Below are 11,140 nucleotides of genomic sequence, written 5' to 3' on the forward strand. Positions count from 1 at the left end.
TTATCCTAACTCTTGATTTACAAACTTATCTAATTCATCAATTGACATTTCGGTTGCTTTGTCATCAGTTGGTCGCTTAATTTCAACAATGCCATCAGCAGCCTTCTTACCAATCGTAATTCTAATTGGTGCACCGACTAAATCTGCATCAGCAAACTTAACACCAGCACGCTCTTTACGATCATCGTATAAAACATCATACTTTTCACTGAATTTCTTTTCAAGTTTTTCAGCTAATTCAGTCTGATCTTCTTTATTCATCTTCATTTGAACAATATGTATTGCAAATGGAGCGATTTCCTTTGGCCATGCAACACCACGTTCAGTTAAGTGTTGTTCAACAGCTGCTGATAACATTCTAGTAACGCCAATACCGTATGAACCCATGATGACAGGCTTTGCTTTACCATTTTGATCTAAGAAATCTGCACCCATGGTCTTAGTGTAATAAGTACCCAACTTGAAAATGTGACCAACTTCAATTGAAGTAGTGAACTTAAGCGGTAAATGATCAACAGGATCTGGTTCACCTTCGTTAGCAGTCCGAATATCAGCAAATTCATCCACCTTGAAATCACGGTCTAAGTTAGCATTTTCAAATTGATAATCGGTTTCACCTGCACCAACTACAACGTTGTAAAGATTCTTAACAGTTTCATCTGCAATAATCTTATCAGCCCAATCTGCATTAACAGGACCAACGCCACCCTTTTCACTACCAGTGATTTCCTTTAAATCAGCAGTATTTGCTTCATGAACCTCATCAGCGTCAAGGATATGCCCCAACTTAACCTCATTGATTTGCTTGTCACCACGGATTAATACTAAAACTTTTTGCTCATCAGCAATGTATAAAATACTTTTAACAATTCTAGTAGCTGGTACATCGAGGAATTTAGCTAATTTTTCAATTGTATCGCAGCCTGGCGTAGCTACCTTAGTTAATTGCTTAGCATCTTCTGGTTCTTGCTTGAAAGTATCAATACTCTTAGCCATTTCAAGGTTGGCAGCATATGTTCCTTTTTCATTAGTAGCAATTGTATCCTCACCGATAGCAGCAGGGGCTTGAAATTCAGTAGAGTTTTTACCTCCCATTGTACCTGAGTCAGCAATTACAGGGTGAACAGTAACACCGGCACGTTTAAAGATACGCTTATATGCATTTTTTTGATCATCAAATTGTTCATCCAATTGATCACGAGTTGCAGCAAAACTGTAACCATCAAGCATTACAAATTCACGCCCACGAAGAAGGCCAAAACGAGGTCTATTCTCATCACGAAACTTAGTCTGAATTTGATACAAAGCAAGTGGCATTTGTTTGTAACTCTTTAAGTTCTTAGCAATAATTTCGGTAAAAGTTTCTTCATGTGTAGGTCCAAGCAAGCTTTCACGTCCATGACGATCTTTTAACTTGAACATTTCTGCACCATATTTCTTGTAACGGCCACTTTCTTGCCACAAAGTTGCAGGAAGTAAATGAGGCATAATCATTTCTGGAACATTAATTTTATCCATTTCTTGTTCAATGATTCCCTCAGCCTTGCGTAAAACACGGTAGCCTAATGGAAGATAAGCATAAACTCCAGCTGTGACTTGGCGAATATACCCACCTCTAATCATCAGCTTATGACTTTCAGCCACTGCATCTGATGGTGCTTCCTTCAAAGTTGGCATAAAAAATTTTGATTGACGCATTCTTATCTCCTAAAGTAAAAAATATAATTATTTAATAAAATAGCGATAGATATCGTTACCTGTAACTGCAATAATTAAAACTAATAATAAGCCGAAACCAATTAATTCAACAATTGCCTCATGTTCTTCAGAAATCGGTTTACCGCGAACTAATTCAATTAAGTTCAATAAAAGTTTACCACCATCAAGCCCAGGAATTGGAATTAAATTGACAATTCCCAAATTAATCGAAATCATTCCTAAAAAGGCTAATACATAAGTAAAGCCCATTTGTGAAACTTGTGAAGTTTGAGAATAAATTCCAACTGGACCTGATAATTTATTCAAACTAAAGTGGCTAAATAAGTTACCTACGGCTCTGAAAATCAGACCGGTAGTTGAAACAGCTGTATCCCAGCCACGTTTTAATTTAACAACTGCATTCTCATTGCTCTTAGCTACAATACCAATTTGATAAACTGTTTGTTTTTGAATTTTATGAGCTTTTGGCTTAACTGTAACTTTCCTAATTTGACCATTTTTCTTTAATTCAAAGTGTAAGGCCTTGCCTTTACTTTGATTAATCTGCTGTGACACTTGATCAAAATTATTAATCTTTTGTCCATTAATTGCCACAATCTGATCACCAGTCACAATTTTTGCATCACGCGCTGGTGAATTAGCCTGAGTTGATCCAACTGTAGTTGTTGCTGGACCTGGAACTGTAAATGTCCAGATTAAAAATACTACAAACCCAAGAAGAATGTTCATAAAAGGTCCAGCAAAATTAGTTGCCAACTTTTGCCAAACATTAGCTTGATTAAATTGTGTATCTCGAGGCGCAATAATTAATTCAGTTCCGTTTTTTTCAATAATAGTTGCATCATGAGCTACGTGATAAGTTACTGGATCATTTTCATCGCCATTTTCGTAACCCTTAATTATTAAATCGTCTACTAGATCAGCCTCTGTTACTTGAACGGGAATTCCTTCAATTGGTATTTCGCTTTCTGAAGCATCAATTCTCACTACTTCATTTTGTTCATTCAATTGTAAAACAACCGTCATACCAGGATCCAGCTTGCTTTCATCGTCAGCGCCTGCTAAACGAACATACCCACCAAGTGGTAACCAACGAATGGTATAAGTGGTGGGGTTACGTCTAATTTGAAAAAGCTTTGGACCCATTCCAATTGAGAATTCTCTAACCAAAATACCTGACTTTTTGGCTACGATAAAATGCCCAAATTCATGGACAAATACCAATATACCAAAGACGACGATAAAGATTAGTATACCCTTCAATAAAAAATTCTCCTAATGAACAATACCTAAAATTGTAGCCACTACTGGCAATACAAACAGCATACTATCAAAGCGATCCAGGATACCACCATGACCCGGCAAAATCTTTCCGGAATCTTTCACACCATAGAAACGCTTGTAAGCTGATTCAACTAAATCACCCATTTGACCAACAATTGATAAGAAAAAGGCCAGAATAATCATCGTTAATTCAGATACACCAAAGTTAATACCAAAGCTGCCAAGAATCGCCATGTAGATGGCACTACAAATTAAGGCACAAATAACTGCACCGATCGAGCCCTCCCATGTTTTATTAGGACTAATAACTGGCCACAATTTATGTTTTCCAATCTTACGTCCAATCATGTAGGCACCGATATCAGTGGACCAAACAACAACAAAAACATAACCCAGCAATGCTAAACCGTTTTGTGGGTATGCTCTAATGGCTGCCATATAGTGAAAACCTATTCCAATGTAAAGTGCAGCCAAAATATATACACCTACATCATCAAAAGTGGTTTTATTCTTTGAAAGAACAGTCCAAGTCAAGAACAACATAATAATTCCATAAAACACACCTAATTTAGTGATATTTGAAGGAAATACTTTAAAGAATGAGTCTGGAACTGTCCAGGTTAAAGTTGCAAGTAAGGCTAACAAGAAATTAAAAGAAACTAAGATTTGTTTCTTCATTAAAAAGATTTCGCTAATGCCAACTGCTGCGAATAATACAGTCAGCCAATCCATCCAAAGGCCACCTGCGAGCACAATTGGAATAAAAAGACATAAGGCAATAATTGCCGTAATTGTACGTTGTTTCATATTTAACTATCCGATTCGTCTACTTTACCAAAGCGCCGGTTACGGTGCTTATAATCTTCTACAAATTTTTTTAAATCATTTTCATCAAAATCTGGCCAATTTTTTTCGCTAAAGGCAAGTTCTGAATATGCTAATTGCCATAACAAGAAATTAGAAATTCGCTGTTCACCGGACGTTCTAATTAATAAATCCGGATCTTGATATGGACCAAAGTTTTTAGTCATCAAATGGTCTGAAATCATTTTTTCAGTAATTTCTTTGCTTTTCAGTGAACCAGCTTCAATCATTCCACCGAGCTCCTGCATAGCAGACGTAATTTCTCTTCTTGACCCGTAGTTAAAAGCAAAATTCAGAATTAAGCCTGTATTATTGGCCGTCTCTGACATTGCACGTTGAACAATGCGATAAGTCTTTTCAGGCAATTCATCCAAATAGCCCATGATATTTACCTTAACATTATTTTCCATCAATGTTGGCATGTATTTATCAAAAAAGCGAACAGGGAGGTTCATTAAGTAAGCTACTTCTTCTTTAGGACGAGCCCAATTCTCAGTAGAAAAAGCATAAAGTGTCAAAACTTTAATTCCTAATTTATCAGCAGCTAAAGTAATCCGCTCAACATTATCCATTCCCTCTCGATGGCCAACAAAACGAGGTCTATGCCTCTTTTTTGCCCAACGTCCATTACCATCCATAATAATGGCTAAATGATTTAATTCATTATCCTTATTACTCATCTTTAACCTTGAGTAATTTCCTTACGCTTTTCATCAGCAAGTTGGTCAATCTGCTTAGCAGCATCATCAGTTACTTTTTGTACTTGCTTTTCTAAGCTACGTTGTTCGTCTTCAGTAATATCACCATTCTTTTCATCTTTTTTCAAAGTATTCATGGCATCACGGCGAACATTTCTCACAGCAATTTTAGCTTCTTCCGCAAATTTTCCAACTTCTTTGGCAATTTCTTCTCTTCTTTCACCAGTGAGTTGAGGGATTACTAATCTAATTACCTTACCATCATTTGCCGGAGTTAATCCTAAGTTTGAAGCCAACAATGCATGTTCAATATCATCTAATGAATTTTGATCATATGGAGTAATAAGCAATACACGTGGTTCAGGAATGGTAATACTAGACATTTGAGTCAATGGAGTTGGTGCCCCATAGTATTCTACTTGGACATTATCAAGAAGAGCAGCGTTAGCAACACCTGCACGGATAGAAGCTAATCTCTTTTGATAAACCTTAATAGAATCCGTCATTTTAGTTTTTGCTTTTTCAATAGTTTCGTTATTCATTATTTATCACCTCTAATAACAGTACCAATATTTTCACCCAATACAACCTTCTTGATATTGCCTGGAGTATTAACGTTAAAGACAATTAATGGAATTTCAGTATCCATTGAAAGTGAACTTGCAGTTCTATCCATGACCTTCAAGTCCTTTGAAATTAAATCAAGTTGAGTTAATTCTGAGAACTTAGTTGCTGAAGGATCAGTCTTTGGATCAGCTGAGTAAACACCGTCAACACCGTTTTTAGCCATCAAAATTACATCAGCACCAATTTCAGCTGCACGAAGGGCTGCAGTAGTATCAGTTGAGAAGTATGGATTACCAGTACCACCACCAAAAATGACTACACGACCCTTTTCAAGGTGACGCAAAGCTCTTCTTCTAATGTAAGGCTCCGCAATCTGTCTCATTTCAATTGAAGTTTGCATTCTAGTAGGAACACCTATTTTTTCAAGACCATCTTGCAAAGCTAAACCATTCATGATAGTTGCTAACATACCCATGTAATCTGCTTGAGCACGTTCCATACCCAACTTAGCGCCAGTTTCACCACGCCACATGTTACCGCCACCACAGACGATACCAATTTCAACACCTAAATCATGAACTGATTTGATTTCTTTAGCTAAGTGACCAATTACAGTAGGATTAATACCCGTACCCTTGTCACCTGCTAAAGCTTCACCTGATATTTTTAAAATGACACGTTTATATTTAACTTGACTCATAATGACCTCCTCTAATAGCTTTAATTATTCTACCATATCTAATGCCGCAATGTCTTTTAACACTTAAAACACTACAAAATTTTTACAAAAAAAGAAGGAGCACACGGTGTACTCCTCCTTTCTATGATAATTATGTAATAATGACTACTTCATTTGTTCACGAACTTCAGCAGCGAAGTCTTCTTGCTTCTTTTCGATACCTTCGCCAACTTCGTAACGTTGGAAAGCAACTAACTTAGCACCTTTTTCCTTCAAAAATTCGCCAACAGTCTTGCTATCGTCCATAATGTAGTCTTGTGATAACACTGCAAATTGCTTGTCAACTTGAGTATTATCGTCAATAAAGCGTTGCATCTTACCAGGAATAATTCTGTCCCAAATCTTTTCTGGCTTACCTTCTTCTTTAAGTTCAGCCTTGATGTCTTCCTTAGCCTTAGCCAAAACATCATCAGTTAATTGCTTAGCTGAACCGTAAACAAGGTGAGGTAATGGTTTCTTATGTACCAATGCACGACTTTCATTGTCTTGGTCAATCTTGTGGTTCATCACAGCTAATTGATCAGTGATAAATTGATCATCTAATTCGTCTGGTGAAATAACCTTAGGGCTCATAGCAGCGATGTGCATAGCCAAGTGCTTAGCAGTTGCAGCATCTGCACCTTCTAAAACAGTGATAACACCAATTTGACCACCATTGTGTTGGTAAGCACCAAATTCTTGGTCGTCATTCTTTTCTTCTAAAGCAAAACGACGTAAAACAATCTTTTCACCAATTGTAGCAGTTGCGTTAACGAATGATTGGTCTAAAGTAGTACCATCAGTCATCTTCAATTCCTTAGCTGCTTCCATATCAGCTGGCTTACCTTCAGCAATAGTCTTAGTAGCTTCATTTACCAAGTTAACAAACTTGTCGTTTTGAGAAACAAAGTCAGTTTCTGAGTTAACTTCAGTAATAGCTGCCACATTACCATTAACGTAAACGCCAGTTAAACCTTCAGCTGCAACACGGTCAGCCTTCTTAGCTGCCTTAGCCATACCTTTATCACGAAGGTATTGAACAGCCTTATCCATGTCACCGTCAACTTCTACTAATGCCTTCTTAGCGTCCATAACGCCAGCACCAGTACGTTCACGTAATTCTTTAACTAATTTTGCAGTAATTTGTGCCATTAATAGATCCTCCTACGGAACTAATAGTAAAATCTAGTCTTCTGGGTTTTCTTCAGCGCTAACGATTTCTTCTGAACCGTCTGCATTTTCCTTGAAGTCAACTTCAACTGATTCATCATCTTGACCTTGTTGACCTTCAACAACAGCATCAGCCATAGCACCAGCAATCAAACGAATAGCACGAATAGCGTCATCGTTTGATGGAATAACTACGTCGATTGGGTCTGGATCAGTGTTGGTATCAACCATAGCTACAACTGGGATACCCAAAATGTTAGCTTCGTGAACAGCAATCTTTTCTTTCTTAGGGTCTACTACGAACAATACATCTGGAATTCTTGGCATATCTTCAATACCACCAAAGAATTTTTCAAGCTTGTCCATTTCCTTAGTTAAGAGAGCAACTTCCTTCTTTGGAAGAACATCAAAAGTACCATCTTCTGACATTTGCTTTAATTGCTTTAATCTCTTAATACGGCTTTGCATAGTTGACCAGTTAGTCAAAGTACCACCCAACCAACGTTGGTTTACGTAGTATTGACCTGCACGAGTTGCTTCTTCAGCAATTGAATCTTGAGCTTGCTTCTTAGTACCTACAAATAAGAAAACGCCACCGTCTTGGGCAACAGCCTTCATGAAGTTGTAAGCATCATCTAACATCTTGATAGTCTTTTGCAAATCAATGATGTAGATACCATTTCTTTGAGTGAAAATGTAAGGAGCCATCTTTGGGTTCCATCTTCTAGTTTGGTGACCAAAGTGGACACCAGCTTCAAGCAATTGCTTCATTGTAACAACGTCTGCCATATTTAAATTCCTCCTATGGTTTTATATCCTCTCAAGCGTTCATTTCATCATCTAACCACTACCCTGGGCACCACGATGATGATCGCTCTTGATGTGTTTTAAGTTTCATATGCTGACACAGCATACTCAAATATTCTACAAGAAAAGATTACAGTATGCAAGGATTAAAACTTTATATTATGCTCATGCAAAAATTTTTCCTTCCAAGCACGTGAATGATGTTTAAACCAATATTCTCGTTTCAAAGCTAAACGCTTATCGTCAAACTGTTCATGATAAATCATCCGTACAGGACGCCGCGTTTTGGTATACTTAGCACCCTTCCCAGAATTATGCATTTTTAAGCGATGCTCTAAGTCATTGGTAAAGCCACCATAAAAACTGCCATCATTGCACAATAATACATAAAAATAGTATTTGCCTTGTGCTTCATGCTTAGCCTCATCTTCTTCAGTTTCTCGAGAGATTCGCTGAACTAATGGCGTAAAATCACCGTTTGCTTCATGAACTTCAACTGCATCTTTTAAAACAGTTCCGTCAGTCCCTGTATGTTTAACAGCTTCAACGATCACTAAATTGGCATCTTCACCGCGATGTGGCACAAAAGGCTGCACCATTTTAATACTCAAATCATGCTTTATACAGTAGTAAGCAATCTCACTTAGTCGCTCTGGTCGATGTACCATGAACATCTTGCCCTTCATCTTAAGCAAGCCACTAGCCACTTCAATTATTTGCTCTAAATTAATCAAAAGTTCATGGCGAGCGATTGCCTTTTTGCGATCTGGATTAACTTCATGACCTTCTGGAGCTTTAAAATACGGTGGATTTACCGTCACCACATCATAACTATCTTTACGCAAAAAATGCGGAGCATTTAACACATTATCTTGATAAACTGAAATTCGATTCTCCATATCGTTTAATTCAATCGAACGCACCGCTTGAGAATAAATTTCATCTTGAATTTCAATTGCATCGTAATGTGCTCGGTTAAAATATGCCATATAAATAGTTGCGGCACAGTTACCCGCACATAAATCTGCTACTTTATCCTTATCGCGAATTAATCCTTTAGCCCAATATGCTAATAATAAGGTATCCATTGAAAAACTAAAGGCTGTTTTATCTTGGATAATTCGCAAATTATCACTGTACATATAATCGATTCGTTCATTATCTTTAAGCTCAACCATAAAAATATTTGCCTTTCTCGTCTATCTATTTTTATAATATTACAACAATTGGAGGAACAAAAAGATGTTTTATAAAATAATTCGTCCGATTGCCCGCTTTATCGTATGGGTACTAAATGGACACTTACATATTCATCACAAGAATCGTTTACCTAAAGGTAACTATATCTTAGTTGCACCTCACCGTACCTGGTGGGAACCTATCTTGTTTGCCTTAGGTGCTAGTCCAATGGAATTTATGTTCATGGCTAAAATCGAACTATTCAAAAATCCGGTTTTACGTTTTATTTTAGATCATGCCCATGCCTTTCCTGTCGATCGAAAAAATCCAGGACCATCTGCATTAAAAATCCCAGTAAAAGGATTAAGAAAAGGGGAATTATCATTAATCATTTTTCCATCGGGCACAAGACACTCTGCTGAATTAAAAGGTGGTGCACTTTTAATTTCTAAAATGTCGCAAAAGCCAATGGTTCCAGTAGTTTACCAGGGTCCATTAACTTTTAAAGGTTTATTGAAAAGAAAGCCAATGGAAGTTAACTTCGGCAATCCAATTACGATTGATAAAAAGACTAAGTTAACTCACGAAAATGAACAAATTATTTATAAGCAATTAGAAGATGCTTGGAATAAACTGGATGATGAACTAGACCCTAATTTCCACTATGTAGCTAAATAACATCAATGCTCAGTTAATGGTTAAATTTTTAAACTATGATCATTAGCTGAGTATTTTTTATTGCATAAATTTTTTAGTGTTAAAATAAATAATTAGGTTTAATAATTATTGGAGGAAAGATAATTGTTAGAAAAAACATTTTACAAAATGATGCTTAGCAAGTCCTTCCCTTTTCCCGTTAAAGTAACCTACTGGGACGGTAAAAGCGAAGTCTACGGTAATGGTACTCCTGAAATCGAAATTGTCTTTAACGAAAAGATCCCTATGGGCGATATTACTAGAAATGCTTCACTCGCACTTGGTGAAGGATACATGGATAAAAAGATTGAAATCTATGGGGATATTCAAAAATTAATTTTTGGTGCTTACGAAAGTGCCGACAGTTTCATGCGTTCTTCAAAGTTCCGCAAATTCTTGCCAAAACAAAAGCACACTGAAAAGCAAAGTGAAGAAGACGTGCAAAGTCACTATGACATTGGTAACGACTTCTACAAGTTATGGCTTGATCCTACTATGACTTATTCTTGTGCTTATTTTGAAAATGGCAACGAAAACGATCTTGAACAAGCGCAAATTGCTAAAGTTCACCACATTTTAAATAAATTAGACCCACAAAAAGGCAAGACTTTACTCGATATCGGTTGTGGTTGGGGTACATTGATGCTCACCGCTGCTAAGGAATACGGTCTCAAAGTTACTGGCGTTACACTTAGTGAAGAACAATATAAACTAGTTCAAAAGCGTATTTACGATGAAGGCTTAGAAGATGTAGCAGAAGTTAGACTTGAAGACTACCGTGAACTTGGTGATCAAACCTGGGATTACGTAACTTCAGTTGGTATGTTTGAACACGTTGGTTCAGAAAACTTACCTAAGTACTTCCAAGATGTTTACAAGTACTTAAACAAAGATGGTATTGCTTTGATCCACGGTATTACTCGTCAACAAGGCGGTGCTACTAATGCTTGGATCAACAAATACATCTTCCCAGGTGGTTACATTCCAGGTTTGCAAGAAATTGTCGGCGACATCGTTGACAGTGGCTTGCAAATCACTGATATGGAAGCTCTTCGTCGTCACTACCAAAGAACTCTTGAAATTTGGGACAAGAACTTCAATGCTGTTCGTAATCAAGTTGAAGATAAAATGGGGGAACGTTTCACTCGTATGTGGGACATGTACTTAAATGCTTGTGCTGCTTCATTTGAATCGGGCAATATCGATGTCAACCAATACTTGCTTACCAAAGGTCCTTCTGGCAAGAACTTACCAATGACTAGAGATTACATGCTTAAGTAATTTAAAAATATTAACAGACCTGCATTAGATGCAGGTCTGTTTTCTATTTAAAGTAAAAATCATTCTAATCTAAAGTTTAAAAGTAAGCGTCAAATAAAATAGTGTACTTAAAAACCGTCCCAGTTACTGTTATACTTAGACGGTTATTTAAGTTCTT

At 37.0% G+C, this 11,140-nt stretch carries 11 protein-coding genes; 2 read left to right on the forward strand and 9 right to left on the reverse strand.

The genetic code is table 11. The features are described from left to right. The 9 genes from CP367_RS08445 to CP367_RS08485 all read right to left on the reverse strand — a co-directional run bounded on the left by CP367_RS08445 (window position 1) and on the right by CP367_RS08485 (window position 9,005). Window positions 1-1,698, reverse strand: coding sequence for a proline--tRNA ligase (locus CP367_RS08445; RefSeq protein WP_089145797.1), 1,698 nt, complete (start codon window positions 1,696-1,698; stop codon window positions 1-3). Window positions 1,699-1,725: 27 nt separating this feature from the next. After that, window positions 1,726-2,982, reverse strand: coding sequence for an RIP metalloprotease RseP (gene rseP / locus CP367_RS08450; protein ID WP_057726513.1), 1,257 nt, complete (start codon window positions 2,980-2,982; stop codon window positions 1,726-1,728). Between the two features lie 12 nt (window positions 2,983-2,994). After that, window positions 2,995-3,810 carry a phosphatidate cytidylyltransferase gene (locus tag CP367_RS08455; RefSeq protein ID WP_023488787.1) on the reverse strand — a complete coding sequence of 272 codons (816 nt, stop codon included), beginning with the start codon at window positions 3,808-3,810 and terminating at the stop codon, window positions 2,995-2,997. A 2-nt stretch (window positions 3,811-3,812) separates the two neighbouring features. Further along, window positions 3,813-4,547 (reverse strand): isoprenyl transferase, encoded by a 735-nt coding sequence (locus tag CP367_RS08460; RefSeq protein ID WP_057726514.1) that lies wholly within the window; start codon window positions 4,545-4,547, stop codon window positions 3,813-3,815. A 2-nt stretch (window positions 4,548-4,549) separates the two neighbouring features. Further along, window positions 4,550-5,107, reverse strand: a complete 558-nt coding sequence (frr, locus tag CP367_RS08465) for a ribosome recycling factor (protein ID WP_023488788.1) — start codon at window positions 5,105-5,107, stop codon at window positions 4,550-4,552. Beyond that, complete coding sequence (gene pyrH / locus CP367_RS08470; RefSeq protein WP_005719286.1) at window positions 5,107-5,832, reverse strand: UMP kinase; 726 nt, start codon at window positions 5,830-5,832, stop codon at window positions 5,107-5,109. The genes frr and pyrH overlap by 1 nt, the downstream gene beginning before the upstream one ends. 144 nt (window positions 5,833-5,976) lie before the next feature. Further along, window positions 5,977-7,002: a translation elongation factor Ts gene (gene tsf, locus CP367_RS08475; protein WP_013086499.1), complete on the reverse strand. Its 1,026-nt coding sequence runs from the start codon at window positions 7,000-7,002 to the stop codon at window positions 5,977-5,979. Between the two features lie 33 nt (window positions 7,003-7,035). Further along, window positions 7,036-7,809 carry a 30S ribosomal protein S2 gene (rpsB, locus tag CP367_RS08480; RefSeq protein ID WP_005719291.1) on the reverse strand — a complete coding sequence of 258 codons (774 nt, stop codon included), beginning with the start codon at window positions 7,807-7,809 and terminating at the stop codon, window positions 7,036-7,038. A gap of 164 nt (window positions 7,810-7,973) precedes the next feature. Then, complete coding sequence (locus tag CP367_RS08485; protein WP_089145798.1) at window positions 7,974-9,005, reverse strand: GIY-YIG nuclease family protein; 1,032 nt, start codon at window positions 9,003-9,005, stop codon at window positions 7,974-7,976. Window positions 9,006-9,069: 64 nt separating this feature from the next. On the opposite strand from CP367_RS08485, the gene CP367_RS08490 reads away from it, so the two are divergent. Then, window positions 9,070-9,684: a 1-acyl-sn-glycerol-3-phosphate acyltransferase gene (locus CP367_RS08490; RefSeq protein WP_057726517.1), complete on the forward strand. Its 615-nt coding sequence runs from the start codon at window positions 9,070-9,072 to the stop codon at window positions 9,682-9,684. A gap of 123 nt (window positions 9,685-9,807) precedes the next feature. Then, window positions 9,808-10,983 (forward strand): cyclopropane-fatty-acyl-phospholipid synthase family protein, encoded by a 1,176-nt coding sequence (locus CP367_RS08495; protein WP_089145799.1) that lies wholly within the window; start codon window positions 9,808-9,810, stop codon window positions 10,981-10,983. Window positions 10,984-11,140: the final 157 nt, after the last annotated feature.

The sequence above is a fragment of the Lactobacillus sp. UMNPBX16 genome, from assembly GCF_002553775.1.
In the GTDB taxonomy this organism is placed as follows: domain Bacteria; phylum Bacillota; class Bacilli; order Lactobacillales; family Lactobacillaceae; genus Lactobacillus; species Lactobacillus crispatus.

What these genes read in the sequence shown, in the direction of transcription:
- CP367_RS08445 (WP_089145797.1), bottom strand. Translation starts at nt 1,698, where the DNA reads ATGCGTCAATCAAAATTTTTTATGCCAACTTTGAAGGAAGCACCATCA.
- CP367_RS08455 (WP_023488787.1), bottom strand. Translation starts at nt 3,810, where the DNA reads ATGAAACAACGTACAATTACGGCAATTATTGCCTTATGTCTTTTTATT.
- CP367_RS08460 (WP_057726514.1), bottom strand. Translation starts at nt 4,547, where the DNA reads ATGAGTAATAAGGATAATGAATTAAATCATTTAGCCATTATTATGGAT.
- frr (WP_023488788.1), bottom strand. Translation starts at nt 5,107, where the DNA reads ATGAATAACGAAACTATTGAAAAAGCAAAAACTAAAATGACGGATTCT.
- pyrH (WP_005719286.1), bottom strand. Translation starts at nt 5,832, where the DNA reads ATGAGTCAAGTTAAATATAAACGTGTCATTTTAAAAATATCAGGTGAA.
- tsf (WP_013086499.1), bottom strand. Translation starts at nt 7,002, where the DNA reads ATGGCACAAATTACTGCAAAATTAGTTAAAGAATTACGTGAACGTACT.
- rpsB (WP_005719291.1), bottom strand. Translation starts at nt 7,809, where the DNA reads ATGGCAGACGTTGTTACAATGAAGCAATTGCTTGAAGCTGGTGTCCAC.
- CP367_RS08485 (WP_089145798.1), bottom strand. Translation starts at nt 9,005, where the DNA reads ATGGTTGAGCTTAAAGATAATGAACGAATCGATTATATGTACAGTGAT.
- CP367_RS08490 (WP_057726517.1), top strand. Translation starts at nt 9,070, where the DNA reads ATGTTTTATAAAATAATTCGTCCGATTGCCCGCTTTATCGTATGGGTA.